The sequence below is a fragment of the Corynebacterium pseudopelargi genome (assembly GCF_003814005.1).
In the GTDB taxonomy this organism is placed as follows: Bacteria; Actinomycetota; Actinomycetes; order Mycobacteriales; family Mycobacteriaceae; genus Corynebacterium; species Corynebacterium pseudopelargi.
In genome coordinates, this window is the sequence record NZ_CP033898.1 from 788,567 (window position 1) to 804,170 (window position 15,604).

General features: G+C 58.0%; 13 protein-coding genes. 9 read left to right on the forward strand and 4 right to left on the reverse strand.

The genetic code is table 11. From position 1 onward, the window contains the following. Positions 1–210: 210 nt before the first annotated feature. From CPPEL_RS03785 to CPPEL_RS03810, 6 genes are all read left to right on the forward strand, one after another. Complete coding sequence (locus CPPEL_RS03785; protein WP_123959890.1) at positions 211–822, forward strand: C40 family peptidase; 612 nt, start codon at positions 211–213, stop codon at positions 820–822. A 170-nt stretch (positions 823–992) separates the two neighbouring features. Further along, the gene (locus CPPEL_RS03790) at positions 993–2,000 is read left to right on the forward strand and encodes a C40 family peptidase (protein ID WP_245990500.1); all 1,008 of its coding nucleotides are present in this window, start codon (positions 993–995) and stop codon (positions 1,998–2,000) included. A gap of 2 nt (positions 2,001–2,002) precedes the next feature. Further along, on the forward strand, positions 2,003–3,133 hold the full coding sequence (locus CPPEL_RS03795; RefSeq protein ID WP_123959891.1) for a glycosyltransferase family 4 protein: 1,131 nt from the start codon (positions 2,003–2,005) through the stop codon (positions 3,131–3,133). A 79-nt stretch (positions 3,134–3,212) separates the two neighbouring features. Beyond that, positions 3,213–4,154 carry an ROK family protein gene (locus CPPEL_RS03800; protein WP_123959892.1) on the forward strand — a complete coding sequence of 314 codons (942 nt, stop codon included), beginning with the start codon at positions 3,213–3,215 and terminating at the stop codon, positions 4,152–4,154. 119 nt (positions 4,155–4,273) lie between these two features. Next, positions 4,274–4,999: a lysophospholipid acyltransferase family protein gene (locus CPPEL_RS03805; protein WP_123961210.1), complete on the forward strand. Its 726-nt coding sequence runs from the start codon at positions 4,274–4,276 to the stop codon at positions 4,997–4,999. 314 nt (positions 5,000–5,313) lie between these two features. Beyond that, a complete protein-coding gene (locus CPPEL_RS03810; RefSeq protein WP_123959893.1) occupies positions 5,314–6,471 on the forward strand; it encodes an acyltransferase family protein in 1,158 nt (385 codons plus the stop codon). A 25-nt stretch (positions 6,472–6,496) separates the two neighbouring features. Here the strand turns inward: CPPEL_RS03810 and CPPEL_RS03815 are convergent, their stop codons facing one another. Then, complete coding sequence (locus tag CPPEL_RS03815; protein ID WP_123959894.1) at positions 6,497–7,786, reverse strand: glycosyltransferase 87 family protein; 1,290 nt, start codon at positions 7,784–7,786, stop codon at positions 6,497–6,499. A gap of 146 nt (positions 7,787–7,932) precedes the next feature. On the opposite strand from CPPEL_RS03815, the gene CPPEL_RS03820 reads away from it, so the two are divergent. Together CPPEL_RS03820 and CPPEL_RS03825 are read left to right on the forward strand one after the other, a co-directional pair. Further along, on the forward strand, positions 7,933–8,448 hold the full coding sequence (locus CPPEL_RS03820) for a polyadenylate-specific 3'-exoribonuclease AS (protein ID WP_123959895.1): 516 nt from the start codon (positions 7,933–7,935) through the stop codon (positions 8,446–8,448). Between the two features lie 85 nt (positions 8,449–8,533). Next, positions 8,534–9,922 carry a class II 3-deoxy-7-phosphoheptulonate synthase gene (locus CPPEL_RS03825; protein WP_164470373.1) on the forward strand — a complete coding sequence of 463 codons (1,389 nt, stop codon included), beginning with the start codon at positions 8,534–8,536 and terminating at the stop codon, positions 9,920–9,922. A 59-nt stretch (positions 9,923–9,981) separates the two neighbouring features. On the opposite strand, the gene CPPEL_RS03830 is transcribed toward CPPEL_RS03825, so the two are convergent. Next, positions 9,982–12,348 (reverse strand): PASTA domain-containing protein, encoded by a 2,367-nt coding sequence (locus CPPEL_RS03830; protein WP_123959897.1) that lies wholly within the window; start codon positions 12,346–12,348, stop codon positions 9,982–9,984. A gap of 124 nt (positions 12,349–12,472) precedes the next feature. On the opposite strand from CPPEL_RS03830, the gene CPPEL_RS03835 reads away from it, so the two are divergent. Further along, on the forward strand, positions 12,473–12,841 hold the full coding sequence (locus CPPEL_RS03835; RefSeq protein ID WP_123959898.1) for an Rv2175c family DNA-binding protein: 369 nt from the start codon (positions 12,473–12,475) through the stop codon (positions 12,839–12,841). Here CPPEL_RS03835 and CPPEL_RS03840 read toward each other — a convergent pair. Both CPPEL_RS03840 and CPPEL_RS03845 read right to left on the reverse strand, forming a co-directional pair. After that, entirely contained in the window at positions 12,810–14,276 is a 1,467-nt protein-coding gene (locus tag CPPEL_RS03840; RefSeq protein ID WP_123959899.1) for an alpha-(1->6)-mannopyranosyltransferase A, read from the reverse strand. The two genes, CPPEL_RS03835 and CPPEL_RS03840, sit on opposite strands and share 32 nt — an antisense overlap. A 33-nt stretch (positions 14,277–14,309) precedes the next feature. After that, on the reverse strand, positions 14,310–15,434 hold the full coding sequence (locus CPPEL_RS03845) for a polyprenyl synthetase family protein (RefSeq protein ID WP_123959900.1): 1,125 nt from the start codon (positions 15,432–15,434) through the stop codon (positions 14,310–14,312). Positions 15,435–15,604 lie beyond the last annotated feature (170 nt).

Genomic DNA, 15,604 nt, shown 5'->3' on the forward strand with positions numbered 1-15,604 from the left:
GGGTTGATAACAAAACGATTACGGCGTTTCGAGTAGACAATGTTTGTTGCAATTTCGTAACCTAATCGAGACATTTCGTGAAGGGCTTCAATTGAAGCGTGGAACGGACAACGAAGAACTAGAACGTCTTCGAAGTCTCAGATGAGTTAAAGAGAAATTGAAGCCGTAACGGGTTTCCCGTTGGACAAGAAATGATTTGGAGAATCAATCGTGGCTAAGCACCGTCGCAACAAGCAGAACGCCCGCAACGCAGCCGTAGCATCGGCAGCAGTGGTGGGTGCTGCAGCAGCCCTGGCCCCCGCCGCGCAGGCATTCGAAATCACCGAGCCCTTCACCGGCCAGTCGGTTCAGGTTCCTGGCGTTGACGCACTCAATGCCAACACCATCACCGGCCTCGTAGAGGCTCCCTTCGCTCAGCAGGGCGTAGACCTCGGCCTGGGTTCCCTGGCCGCCGCACCGGTTTCCGCTCCCTTGTCCTCCGAGGGTCAGAAGATCGTGGACGCCGCTCGCACCAAGATCGGTTCCCCTTACGTGTGGGGCGCTGCAGGCCCGAACGCCTTCGACTGCTCCGGCCTGACCTCCTGGGCTTATAGCCAGGTTGGTAAGTCCATCCCTCGCACCTCCTACGACCAGGCCGCTGCCGGCCGTAAGGTTTCCCGCGATCAGCTTCAGCCCGGCGACATCATCGCCTTCTACTCCGGTGCATCCCACGTGGGCATCTACACCGGCAACGGCACCGTGATCCACGCCCTGAACGAAGGCACCCCGCTTTCCGAGTCTCCGCTGGACTCCATGCCGTACCACAGCGCTGTTCGCTTCTAAGCGCAACGCCTAAGCTTGGCCGTCACCTGAATTGAGGTGGCGGCTTTTGCAGTTCTTCCCCTTAATTCACATGCTTCACAATTTCGGGGTTTGTGTACGAATAATCGGCGGCATGCAGTTATAGTTGCCTAAGATTTGCATTTCTTCCGTAGTTTTAAGGATCCGGTGACGTGAACTCCTATTCCAAAAGGCTCATTGCTGCAGTGAGCTCAAGCCTCCTGCTGCTTGGCCTGGCGCCAAGTGTGTCGGCAGACGAGGTTGATGCGCTGATTCAACAGATGGACCACATCTCCCATGAAGCCAGTGCCAAAAATGAGGAAGTAAAACAGCTTCAGATCGACCTGGAGCGAGGCGACGAAAAGCTTGAAGAGCTCAAAGCGCGCGCTGCAGCAGCGGCAGTAGAAGCCGATAAGGCCCGCGACCGCGAGCAAAGCTACCGCCAAGAGGTCAACCGCTTGGCAGGCTCGAAGTACCGCGGTGCCACCATTGATCCGCTCAGCAACGCACTGGGCGCAGATTCGCCCCAGTACGCCATCGACCGCGCCTCCTACATGAGCACACTTACGCGCAACGCCAACGAGGCACTGCAGGATCTGCGCGAGGTTACTCAGCAAGCCGCCAAGAAGCGCAGCGAGGCCGACCGCTCCGTTGCGGCCGTAACCTATGAGCAGAACTCGCTGAAAAAGCGCGAAGAAGAGCTTGATCGCCAGCAGTCAGAGCTGAAGCAACGCACGGATGAGATCCTTGATCGCGTCAACGCCCTTTCGCCGGATCAGCGGGCGCGCTGGGAGCTGAAGAATGGTCCGCTGCCCATCGACCCTGCAGCGCTTTCCGCAGCGGCCTCTGGCGCCGTCCAGGCAGCATTGAGCAAATTGGGTGCGCCCTATGAGTGGGGTGCCGCAGGCCCTGATTCCTTCGACTGCTCAGGTCTAGTGGTGTGGTCGTTCCTTCAGCAAGGCAAGCAGGTGCCGCGTACCTCCCAGGCACAAATGGCAGGTGGCACCCCGGTGGATGTGAATAACCTGCAGCCGGGCGATGTGGTGGGCTACTACCCAGGTGCCACCCACGTGGGCATCTACATTGGCGATGGCAAATTAGTGCATGCCTCCGACTACGGCATCCCGGTTCAAGTTGTTGCCGTAGATTCCATGCCCATCTACGGTGCACGACGCTACTAACCGTGCCTAAGCTGCTCCTGGTTACCAACGACTTCCCTCCAACCCTTGGAGGGATTCAGTCATACCTGCGTGATTTTCTAGCCACGCTGCCGAGTGAAGATGTGGTGGTCTTTGCCTCCACTCAAGACGAGGCCGCAGCAAAGCGCTACGACGAACACCTCGAGTATCCGGTATATCGCTGGCCGCATAAGGTCATGTTGCCCACCCCGGCTACTGCGCGCCGTATGCAAGAGATCATTGCCAAAGAGGGCATTGAAACGGTCTGGTTCGGCGCAGCCGCCCCTTTGGCCTTGATGGCTGCCAGGGCTCGCAAGGCTGGTGCGCGCCGCGTGATCGCCTCGACCCACGGCCATGAGGTGGGCTGGGCCATGACGCCCATTGCCCGGCAGCTTCTTCGCGTGATTGGCAATAACGTCGATGTCATCACCTATATCTCGGATTACACCCTCCGGCGTATCCAAGGTGCCTTTGGTACCCATGCGGCCTTCGAGCATTTGCCCTCGGGCGTGAGCCCGCAGCGTTTTAGTCCACCTGAGAATGTGGCCCAGATCCGCGAGGCACTTGGTTGGCAAGACCATCTGGTGGTGCTGTGTACTTCGCGCTTGGTGGCTCGCAAGGGCCAAGATACGCTGCTTCAGGCCTGGCCTGAGGTGTTGCGCAGGCACCCTCAAGCGCGCCTGGTTATCGTGGGCCAGGGCAGTTATGAGTCAAAGCTGCGCAAGCTTCGCGCTGGGCTTGGCCCTGATGCCCGTAGCGTTTCGATGCCGGGCCGTGTGTCAGAGCAGACCATGGAGCAGATGCTGCAAGGGGCCGATGTGTTTGCCATGCCTTGTCGCACTCGCGGCTATGGCCTTGATGTGGAAGGCCTGGGCATTGTCTACCTGGAGGCGCAAGCAGCAGGTTTGCCGGTGATCGCCGGTGATTCCGGTGGGGCGCCAGAAACGGTGACTTTGGATACGGCCATTGTGGTGCCAGGTGGCAATGTGGCTGAGCTCGTTGATGCGCTCGACCAGCTTTTGGGCAACGCTGAACGTCGAAAAGCTATGTCTTTAGCTTCTCGACGCCACATCGAACAGCATTGGACATGGGAAATTATGGGTGCTCGCCTGCGCGCCATCGTGGGGTTTAGCTAAAGCGCTTCACAGGCAGATATACTGCTTTGCTTAGACATCAGGTGTACAAAGACCTGCCCCGGACGCAGAAGGCCTCACCATGCCGCTTATCCAACCCGACCAACCCGTGACCGTCGGTTTTGATATTGGTGGCACCAATCTTCGCGCGGCCGTGGTGGCATCGGGTGCGATCATCGAGCAGCGATCCGTGGACACACCAAAAGATGCCGAACAGCTCCAGCGAAGCATCGTCGAATTAGTCGAAGCAATCCGCGAACACTACAACGTCACCGGCGTAGGACTTGCCATCGCGGGCTTTTTAGACCCAGCGTGCGAAGTGGTGCGCTTTGCCCCGCACCTGCCGTGGCGCGACCGCGAAGTGCGCAAAGAACTCAGCCAGGCCCTGGGCCTACCAGTACGCCTGGAACACGACGCCAACTCCGCCGCCTGGGGCGAATACCGCTTCGGTGCCGCCCAAGGGGTAGACAATTGGGTGCTGTTTGCCGTTGGAACGGGCATCGGTGCCACCTTGATGGATCAAGGCGAGATCTATCGCGGCGCTTTCGGCACAGCACCGGAATTCGGGCACCTTTGCGTGGTGCCAAACGGAAGGCCTTGCCCTTGCGGGAAACGTGGCTGCCTTGAGCGCTACTGCTCCGGCACCGCGCTGGTACAAACCGCGAAGGAGATGCTTGAAGCGCAGCCAGAACGCCCCTCGGTACTGCGTAATCAAGGCGACTTCAGCGGCAAAGCAGTGATGCAAGCAGCACGCGAAGGCGATGCACTGGCCCTTGAGGTATTCGAAGACTTTGCCACCTGGCTGGGTCGGGCACTGTCGATCGTGGCCGATGTGCTTGATCCAGGCTTGATCGTCATTGGCGGCGGCGTGGCCAGCGCCTGTGATCTCTACATGGACCGAGCACAAGAAGTGCTTGCCCAATCCATCGTGGGGGCGGGGCACCGACCACTGCCGCAAGTTCGATGTGCGCAACTTGGCGGAGATGCCGGCATGATCGGTGTGGCCGATTTAGCTGGGCAGTAGCTCAAAACGCAGCCTGTGTAATCACAGATAATCGCACCTAAATCCCTTGATAATTTCTTTGAAAAAATCTCAGGGACTGCGATATTGTCAATTGCATGCGAATCCTCGGAAGTGCGAACATCCCCAACAAGTGGTACTGGGTTTTCAAGCATGTGCTCATCGGGCCTTGGCTGAAAGTACTCAACCGCCCCGAGGTTGAACACATCGAGCGCATCCCCAACGAAGGCCCTGCCATTTTGGCCTCCAACCACCAGGCCGTGATGGATTCCTTCTACTTCCCGCTGGTGTGCGAACGCCAGCTCACCTTCCCCGCAAAAAGCGAGTACTTCACCGGCACCTCGCTCGTAGGGAAGTTGCAGAAGTGGTTTTTTACCTCTGTAGGCCAGATGCCCATCGAGCGCGGATCTGCAGAAGCAGGTGACCAGCTCCTCGAGGCTGCCACCAAGGTGCTCGATAATGGCGATCTCTTTGGCATCTACCCCGAAGGCACACGTTCTCCCGATGGGCGCGTGTACAAAGGCAAGTCGGGAATGGCGCGCATCGCCCTGCTCTCAGGGGTAGACGTGATCCCCGTAGCCATGATCGATACGCGCAAAGCAAACCCAATCGGCTCCTGGATTCCCCGCCCCGCCAAGGTGCGAATGAAAATTGGTAAGCCGATTGCGCCTCGTGCCTTCGTGGAAGAAGCAGGCCTGGATCCCGATTCTTATGAAGCAGCGCGCTACCTCACCGACCACGTCATGCATGTGCTTGCCGATCTCGTGGGTGTGGAATACGTAGACATGTATGCCTCTGAGGTCAAAGCATCGCTGGAAGCAGGCAAGGGGTACCCCGAGGGTATCTAAACCCCTCCTTAGCGCTTAAGAGCCACGAAACCACCTGGATGCGGCTTGATTTCGCCCCATCTCGAAGGTGTTTCGTGGCTTTGATTGCGTGAGGTGACTATGCAGCGCCGAAAAGCGGCGCTACACTGGAAATTTGTTTGTGTGTCAGCATTGCGGCGCAAGTGCTCGCCCACCCCTTTACGGACCAAGCCAACCAACACACCTCAACGTTGGAGCAGCAGCAACTTCCGCACCCCGCAGCACTGACAGCAACAAGACGATGTTGCCCTAAACATCGCACCGTGTCCCTTGCATGTCCCTCGGAAGGAAACCTCGTGTCAGTCGCGCCTCAACAACGCATGGCGTGGCCAGACGTGGCCAAAGGGCTTTCCATCCTCGGAGTGGTGCTACTACACATCACCTTGGCCGTTCCCGACGGCTCAGAGACATTCGGCGCCCACGTCAATGAGCTGATCGCTCCTTTGAGAATGCCACTGTTTTTCTTAGTCAGCGGCTTCTTTTCCATCAAAGTATTTCGCTTCAACTTCATCCAACTGTGGACCAAACGGCTATGGTTCCTCGCGGTGCCCTACCTGTGCTGGGCTCCAGTGGAGATGTGGCTAAAAAACTATGAGTGGCACGAATTTCTAGGCCAACCCATGCCAGAGAAGGACTACTACATCGATTCGCTCATTGAGTCGAGCAACATGTACTGGTTCTTGCATTCACTCGTGCTTTTTACCCTCGTGCTCTGGGCCAGCAAAGTGCTGCCTGCCTGGGCGCGCTGGGCATTCCTCGTCGCGGTGGTAATCTGCGCCCCCTGGCTGCCATACCCGCCCCTGGTAGCCAAGGTATCGACCTACCTGCCGTGCTTCCTTCTCGGTGCCTACGGCAGACCCGCCATTGAGCGCTTTGCTCTTGATGCACTCAAACCCTGGGCGCTGATCACCGGGCTACTGAGCTATGTTGCTGCCAAGGAAATCCTGGACAACTACGAGGTGATTGCCGATCCTCAAATACGCCAAGTGCTGAATACCGTAGCCATGCTGCTGCACCTTCCAGGCGGGATCATCTTCGTGGTGCTCCTAGCCAAGATTCCCGTGCTTGGAGAAGCACTCAAGCGCATCGGCCGACACACCCTCGTGATTTATATCAGCCACCCCATCGCGCTTACCGTGATCTTCGGCTACGGCTTCCGCTATCGCGAAGGAGGCATTGGCCTCGATGTTCCCGAATTGATGGGCCATACCAGTACCTGGGTGCTGCTATGCATCCCGGTAACCATCGCCGGAGCATTCGCCATGCAGATGCTGAGCAAAGTACCGGTCATTGGTTGGACGCTGTTTCCCCCAAGCCCAGAGGCGCTGCATGCCCGTCTGCGCCCCCACAGCGCCAAGGCGCGAGAAAGAATGCGCGCCATGCGAGCCCTGCACCCGGTAGAACGCCGGGCGCGTGAGCAAGCACAGCGCGAAGATAGGCAAGCGCTGCAATAGCCAGCGCTGCTCGATTCGAGTCTGCTTAAGACGCCGCGTTGCTTGAAGCAGCAAGCCCCGCTGGCTTCGAGCGCACCGCGTAGACACACATGAGCAGGATGGCGATCACCGCGAGCTCCACATAGGCATTGCCATAGAACTGCTGGACCAAGCTCCACGTGCGTTCAGCATCGCCGTCTCGCGGCAAATTCCAGTGGGGTGCGTGCAGCGCGGTTGCTGTCCACAGCACAGTAAAAGCCCCGAGCAACCAACTGGAATGCTCAATGGCTGCATAACTGAGTGCCAGTAGGGCAGGGGCAACCCACACCCAGTGGTGGGTCCACGACACCGGCGAGCACAACAACGCCACCGCCGAGTTCGCCACCACCGCGTACACCACCGCTGCATCATCGCCACGCATCGAGACTTTCCACATGGCATAGGCAATCAACGCGATGCTCAACAACACCAGCAACAGCCACAACGCAGAAGACTCCACCCCTGCGCGCGCAAGCACGCCGCGGATGGACTGGTTGCTTGGCCACGCAAGGTTGCCAATGCGCTCAGGATCGCGCAGGGTGCTAAACCAGTAGGTGCTTGAGCTGGCGGGTGCCAAAATCCAGGCAATAGCACTGAGCACAATCGCGCTCAGGACCGAGGTGATAGCGGCGCGCCATTGGCGGTTGACCAAGAAGTAGAGGCCAAACACAGCGGGCGTGAGCTTAATGGCTGCAGCAAACCCAACGAGGATGCCTCGGGGCAGTCGTTTGTGCTTCGGCACAATGTCGAGCACCACCAGCCACATCAACACCACATTGACCTGTGAGAAGCTCATCGTTTCTCGCAGTGGCTCAAGCACGAGCATAAGCGGCAGAACCACCGTTGCTAGGCCACGCACTTGGCCCGGAGTCCAAGTAGGCAGCAGGCGACGGCTCACCATTACCAACACATGCCACAGCAGCAAGGCGGTGATCACGTTGAGCACCGTGGCTCCGGTATTGACCGGTACGAGCACGAAGGGGCTAAACACGATGGCGGCAAGCGGTGGGTAGGTAAAGGGCAGATTGATGCCCCACACCGAATAATCGCGGGTATAGAGGTTCTCGCCTGCTAAATAGGCTTTAGCGCCTTCGCGGTAGACATCGAAATCGATGTGGTAGCGAAACCACTCATCTACGCTCAGCGTGCCAAAGGGAACGGCGTAGAGCGTGTTGGAAAGGTTCCACATCACCATCCAGGCGCAAGCAATCAGCACGGCCACTGTCACCACGAAGGGGTGGCTGACGATGCGCGCTAGTTCGGGCAGCGTTCGTTGGGGTGTTGGCGTATGGGTCACACTGGCTGATTCTAGATCCCCATCGAAGGGTGCGGTGAGATCGCCTTGGTAGCCGTGGTTTAGGCTTGGTGGTGGCGCAGAAAAGCGAAGAGAAATTTCAGCGTGAGCAAAAAACCCAACGCCTAAAAAAGTAAGGTTGCCCGGCAGTGCGGTATTTCTACGACACCGAGTTCATTGAAGATGGCTCCACCATCGAGCTCGTCTCCATTGGCATCGTTGGCGAAGACGGCAGCGAATACTACGCCGTTTCTACTGAGGCGAACCACCAACTGGCTAATCGCTGGGTTCGTGACAATGTGCTAAACAAGCTGCCCAATCCTTCCAACCAAGCGTGGAAGTCCCGAGAGACGATCCGCCGCGAGGTGCTTGAGTTTCTTACCCGCCACGACGATCGCCCCCAGCTTTGGGCGTGGGTGGGCGCCTATGACCATGTGGTGTTGGCGCAGCTTTGGGGTGATATGCGCAGCCTTCCAAAACAGCTCCCGCACTATACCCGTGAACTGCGGCAATACTGGGAGATGGCCGGAAAACCTTCGCTTCCGGAGGTGCCAGCCGGCAGCCACGATGCGTTGGTGGATGCGCGCCATAACTTAGAAAAGTTCAAGGCCTGCATGCAGGTGTTACCGCTGGATGCTTCCAACCATTTCCAGTTTCGGGGTTGAGTTTTCTATCAAGGTTGCCCCCGCTAGATGCGCTTAAACGGCGGCAGAGGTTGGGAATTTGCGCACTCGTGCTAGACATATGTGTGTGAGTTGGACAGTTGATATCCCCAAAGACGTGCTTCCCGATCTGCCTCCATTGCCCGATGGATTGCAGCAGCGCTTTGAAGACGTGATCGCCCGCGATGCTAAGCAGCAGCCTTCGTGGGATCGCCACATGGCGGATAACGTGCGCAAGATTCTCGAATCTGTGCCCCCGGTGGTGGTTGCACCGGAGATCCGTAAGCTCAAAGAGCAGCTTGCCGACGTCGCCAATGGCAAAGCATTCTTACTCCAAGGTGGCGACTGTGCCGAGACCTTTGAATCGAACACCGAACCGCACATTCGCGCCAATGTAAAAACGCTGCTCCAGATGGCCGTGGTGCTTACCTATGGCGCATCCACCCCTGTGGTGAAGATGTCGCGTATTGCAGGCCAGTACGCAAAGCCGCGTTCCTCTGATCTTGACGGCAATGGCCTGCCGAATTACCGCGGCGATCTGGTCAATGGTGTGGACGCTACCCAAGAGGCACGTCGCCATGACCCGGCTCGTATGATCCGCGCGTATGCAAACTCTTCTGCCGCCATGAACCTGGTGCGTGCGCTTACGGCTTCTGGCACCGCTGATCTTTCCCGCCTGACTGAGTGGAACCGTGAGTTCGTGGCTCAATCGCCGGCAGGTGCACGTTATGAGGCGCTGGCTCAAGAAATTGAGCGCGGTTTGGACTTCATGAATGCCTGCGGCGTGCACGACGATACGCTGCGTGCTGCAGATATCTTCTGCTCCCACGAGGCGTTGGTTGTGGACTATGAGCGCGCCATGCTGCGTCTTGCCCAAAACGATGAGGGCGAAACGGAACTTTACGATCTTTCCGCACACCAACTGTGGATTGGCGAGCGCACCCGCGATATTGAAGATTTCCACGTGAACTTCGCGGCCATGATCGCTAATCCGGTGGGCATCAAGATCGGGCCGACCTGTACTCCTGAAGAAGCAGTGGCGTATGCCGATAAGCTCGACCCGAACTTCGAGCCCGGCCGCTTGACCATGGTGGCACGCATGGGCCACGACAAGATCCGTAGCGTATTGCCTGGCATTATCGCTGCCGTGGAGAATTCTGGCCACAAGGTGATTTGGCAGTCCGATCCGATGCACGGCAATACCCACACTGCGTCGAATGGCTACAAGACCCGCCACTTTGACAAGGTGATCGACGAAGTCCAGGGCTTCTTCGAGGTACACCGCGCATTGGGTACGCACCCAGGTGGCATTCACATCGAATTCACCGGCGAGAACGTCACCGAGTGCCTCGGTGGCGCCGAGGACATCACTGATGTGGATCTGCCCGGCCGCTACGAGTCTGCTTGCGATCCCCGCCTGAACACCCAGCAGTCTTTGGAATTGGCATTCCTTGTTGCAGAGATGCTGCGTTCCTAATTTGGGCTAGCACCGCACAAAACAACGCCGCGCTTATTCAAGCGCGGCGTTTGGCGTTATTAGCCACCAATGACTTTTAAGGTGATGGTGCTGCCGGGTGGGGCGCTGCCGCCTCGGGGGCTTTGAGAATATACTCGCGCGGCATTGTTGCCTGAGCTTGCATCGACTTCAAAGCCTGCATCTTCAAGGATTTGGATGGCATCGCCGAGCTTCTTATTCAGCACATTAGGGATCTTGACTTCGCCTACAAGTTCCATGCGCACCTGGGCGGTGGCGGGATCTACCAGCGTGCCAGGCGAGGGCCAAACTCGTGCGACCTCATCTGGGCGATCACCGCTGTAGCTATCAGAGCGGCTGACTTCGCTTACGATCACGCCGGCTTCGGCGAGCACGCGCTCTGCTTCTTGCTGAGACATGCCCTCTACATCCGGGATTTTGATGGCGGTAGAGATCTTCAGCGTCACGCTGGAATCGCGCGGCACTGCGGTGCCTGCGGGCGGTTCGGTGGCAAAGGCATCGCCTGCTTCTTCATCGGCGCTGAACTCTTGAGATTCAGTGACCTTCAAGCCGGCGCTCTCAAGCTTCTTGCGGGCTTGTTCAGCGCTTTCCCCACGCACACTCGGGATCTTTACCGGGGCAGGCCCTTTAGAGATTTTTAAGCGAACTTGGCTGTTTGCCGGCACCACGGTGCCTGCTTTGGGGTCGGTGGCGATGACTTGGCCTACCGGAACGTCATTGTCGTATTCCTGTTGCTGCGAGGCCACCGATAGCGTCACTTGCTGCAGTGCCGCGGTGACGTCGTCAATGGTGCGACTCGGTGGCACATTCGGCACGGTGGGCTGGCCTTGAGAAACCAACAGTGTGATGTTGTTGCCTTTAACGGCCTTGGACCCGACCTCTGGCCGGGTCCCTATCACTTGATCTGCGGGTTCATTGGAGTATTCCTGTTCAACTATGGTGCTAAACCCCGCATCTTGCACCATTGCGGTGGCTTCTACCTGGTCTAAGCCTAGAACCTGAGGTATTTCTCCATAGCGGCCTGAACCAAACCACCACGCACCAATCGCAATAGCGCCAGTAAGCAGCGCTACCAGGATCATCCAAATGGCAAACTTCCAACCAGAGCGGTTGCTGGTGGGCTTGATGTAATCCTGCCCGCCATTGCCTTGGGCCGCCGGCTGCTGGTACTCGGGGCTTGGCGCAGGAGTGTGTGCCGGCGGATAGGCGGCGGGAGAGTACGCAGGGGTAGGGCCTGCCACCGGCGGCATAACGGAAGTTTCCGGTGCCGTGCTGCGATAGGCCTGCTCAGATTCGGGCCAGGGCTCGCCAGGATCGTCTTGGCTTTCTTCTTGAAAGTCAGGAAACAGCGCTTGGGTTTCGTGCGGATTGTGAGCAGGGGTGCCAGGGACAATCTCAGTGGCATCCTCAGCGCCTGCGGGGGCATCAATCACCTCGGTGCCAAATACTTCGGTGGCGTCTTGTTCACGCGGGATATTGGTGGTGAGTAAATCAGTAGGGCCGATGGGGGCCACCATTGATTCCGAGGCGCGATGCGCTGCCGCATTTTGTGGCACCGGGACTTTAAAGGCTGGCAAGGCCAGTTCTGCAGCTACATCTTCTAAGGCGTGTAAAAATTCCTCTGCGTTGGCAAAACGCTCCTCTGGATACCGGGTCGTTGCGGTGCCGACGAGCTCGTCGATAAGCGGAGGAACCCCCGCAATGCGGCTACTTGGCGCAGGAACGTCTTGATCCAAACGGGCATAGGCGTGCGCGATTTGAGAGCTGCCCTCAAAAGGCGTGGTGCCAGTCAAAAGCTCAAACAGCACGATGCCGGCTGAATAGACATCGCTGGCGGGAGTGAGCTCTTCACCGGATACTTGCTCGGGGGAGAGGTAGCTTACGGTGCCCACAATTTGAGCACTGGTGGCTTGGGCTGCGGAAGCGGCGCGCACAAGGCCGAAATCTGCAAGTTTGACGCTGTGATCGCTGTGGATCAAGACATTATCGGGTTTGAGATCGCGGTGGATCATCCCGGCATCGTGGGCAACGGCAAGCCCGGTGAGCACTTGGCGCATCACCGCAACGGCGGCATGGGGTGGCATGGGGCCGCGTTCTGCGAGCAATTCGCGCAGCGTGCCGCCGGTGATGAGCTCCATCACCAAAAACACCTCATCGCCATCGGCCGAAAAGTCATATACCCCAACCAAGCAGGGGTGGCTAAGCTGGGCCATTGAGCGCGCTTCGCGCTGGAAGCGTTGGCGGAAAACCGGGTCTTCTACGTAGTGCTCGTGCATGACCTTGGCAGCTACGAGGCGCCCGAGGCGCACATCAAGGCAGCGGTACACCGTGGACATGCCACCCTTGGCGATGGGGGCTTCGATCCGGTATCGGTTCTCTAAAAGATCACCTGCTTTAAGCTCTGCCATAGCTAACAGTATGAATGATGATGCTTTGGCATTGCGAACCTGGGGCACAACTTTTGCCTTATCGTGACCAACTCGCCCCCGCCTCAACGTGGATTTGGCGCCTTCAACGGCTACATTTGGCTAGGTGAGTTCGAAACAAGTTTCCTGGACAGTCTTAAGCCCCGAAGAGCCCCTGCTTTCCGTTCCCGACTACGCAGAGCGCCTCGGCATCCCCGTCACCCGTGTGCACGACCTCATTGGCGAGCACAAGTTGATCTATGTGCTCAAAGACGGCATCAAGATGATCCCCGAGGCCTTCTTAAGCGCCAAAGGCACTACCAACAAGTTCGTTCCTGGTTGCATTGCTTTGCTTGCCGACGGCGGCTACTCCGACGAGGAGATCTTCAGGTACCTCTTTGAAGAAGATGATTCCCTACCGGGTCGCCCCATCGACGCCCTCCACGGGCACCTCGCGCGCGAAGTTATGCGCAGGGCTCAAGCTGCTGCGCTCTAGCGTCTCGGCCAAGTTTGAGAATGTGGCTGGTCATCCACCACGCCACAATCAACAGCATGACCATCCACACTGGGTTGTATAGCTGGTGATTGCCGCTGCCCGTAAAGGCCATGGCCACCACGATGGAAGCCCCGATGCTTAAGCCCCGAAGCCAACGTGGGTTGGGGAAGGTTCCCACCAGTGACAACACGCTGGCGTAGTACCACGGCAAGGTCACGGCGTTAAATACAAACGCCACCGTATAGGCCGCGGTGGTGCCGCGAATGGCATCCACCGGGGTTTTGCGAAAATGCCACCAGGTGAAAATCAAGCCGATGAGCATGCCAATCATTGAAAGGCTTCGCACCACCGCCAGCACAGCGTTGTAGGGGAAGGGCTCGATCACGAGCCCGCCCACGCTGGCAATGGCTCCGGCGATCAGCGAAGGCAGCGCCAGGGGATTAATCACCTTGGTATTGCCCGTCAGCGCCGCAATCCAGCCCCATGAGGCGCCCGAAAGCCAGGTCACCACCGCCAAAATGCCGATGGTGATCAAGGCGCCCAACACCGCGGTGCGGATAAAGGTAGACCAACGTTTTGCAGCCGGCTGCTGCGATACCACGATCCACACCGCAAAAGGCAGTGCGATCGCCGCGGTGGCCTTGAGCGACATACCAATGGCAATGATGGCAACACCGGGATAGAAACGCCCCCGGAGTACTGCAAGCAGGCCGAGGCTTACGCATCCGACCATGATGGCCTCGTTGTGCATGCCGCCGATGAGGTGGAAGATCATCACGGGATTGGCCACACCAATCCACAGTGCATAGGCAGGGTCTGCGCCAAGGGCGGTGGCGATGCGCGGCACCGACCAGGCGATGGCCGCAAAGCCTGCTACTGATGCGAGCTTAAATAACGCTATTTCAGCGGCGATGCTGCCGGGGAACACGCTGGTGATGAGCTTGCCCAACCACAGATGCAGTGGCCCATAGGGGGTAGTGGTATTGCGCCAATCGTGGGATACCTCATATAACAACGGCCCAGGGTTGGCGGAAGCGCCCTGGGTATAAGGATCAAAGCCATCGCGAAGCAGGGCGCCTTGCATTAAATATGAGTAGATATCCCGCGACATGATCGGGGCTGCAAACACCAAAGGCAGCACCCAGATCCCCATCATCTTGAGCAGATCAGCACTGCTGAGTACGCCGCGGGCAACGAACCTGCCGGCGAGAAACCACGCGAACAGCAACAACGCTGTGCCAACCCATAAGGTGATATTGGAAAAGCCGGCGCCGTGGCCATAGCTTAAAAATTCAAGGCCTATTGCCTCAAGCGCACCGCCGCGGTGGCGAATCGCACCGCCGCCGAAGGATCCGAGGAACATCAAAATCGACCCAATAAGCCCCACGGTGGTGGGGTTCATGGTGTCAAAGCGGCGGGTGCTGAGCTCGGGCATGGTCTCTCTTTGTACTACGGCTTTTCAGCGTGATTAAGACTTTCTTGCGGTGGCTAGTTGGGTTAAGCGATAGAGCATGTCCATGGCTTTTTCAGACACGCCCAAGGCTTGCACACGTTCCAAATTAGCCATACCCGATTCGGTGAGCTGATCAATCCTTCGCTCGACTTCTTCTACCGCTCCGGTGTTTTTAATCAAAGAGGCAAGTTCGGCAATCTCGGCCGGGTCTTCAACAGTGCCCACCTGCTCGCGGATGCGCTGTGCCCAGTCCTCATGCCCCTGCTTGATAGATAATTCAATGGCGCGAGTAACCAGCACGGTTCGCTTTCCTTCGCGCAAATCATCGCCTGCGGGTTTGCCGGTGATCGCGGGATCGCCGAAAACGCCGAGCAGGTCGTCGCGAAGCTGGAAGGCGATGCCGATATCGCGACCGTATTCGCGCAACTCATGAATAAGCTCCGGGGAGCCCTGCGCGATCGCAGCACCGATATGCAAGGGACGTTCGATGGTGTAGGCAGCGGATTTAAAGCGATTGACGTTTTCGGCCAACTGCAGGCTCTCACTGCCTTCCGATTCCAAGAAGATGTCGAGCAACTGCCCGCCGATTACTTCCGTGCGCATGCTGCGCCAGGGTTCGATGGCCGCGGCGATCCTTTCTAGGGGCACCTGCGCAGTTAAGAACATATCGTCAGCCCAGACCAACGCCAGATCGCCGGCGAGGATCGCCACAGACTCGCCAAAGTGCGCGGAATCGCCGAGCCACCTCTGCGTTTCATGGTGGTGCTGGGCAGCGCGGTGCACCGTTGGCTGGCCGCGCCGGGTATCGGAGGCATCAATCACATCGTCATGAGCCAGGGCACATGCCTGAATCAGCTCTAAGGCACTGACCATCTGCAGTACCGCTTGGGCATCGAGGGCGCCTTCGCCGATTTCACCGCCTGCCGCATAGAAACCAGCCAGTGCGTATGCGGGGCGGATTCTCTTGCCGCCACTAAAGACGAGGTCTTGAAGAAAGTTCACTGCCAGCGATGCTGGTTCGCCGATGCGAGCGATTTCTGGTTCGCGTTGTTCAAAAAAGCGCTGAAGCGTTGCTTCAACTTCCGTGACAATAACGGGAAGATCCATGAGATCGCTGTGCTGAGCAGGGCTTCGGGTCATTGCTGTGCATCAACTTTCCAAAACAGGGTGCAGTGAGTCCAAGTAGGTAACTGCTACTAGCCTATGCCACATCTGAATGGTTGCCTTTTTGCCACCACCAAAGGTTGACCTAATCAACATCACACAGCACGGCAGAGGCTGAAAAGGATCACCACCCCAAAGGCGCTAGG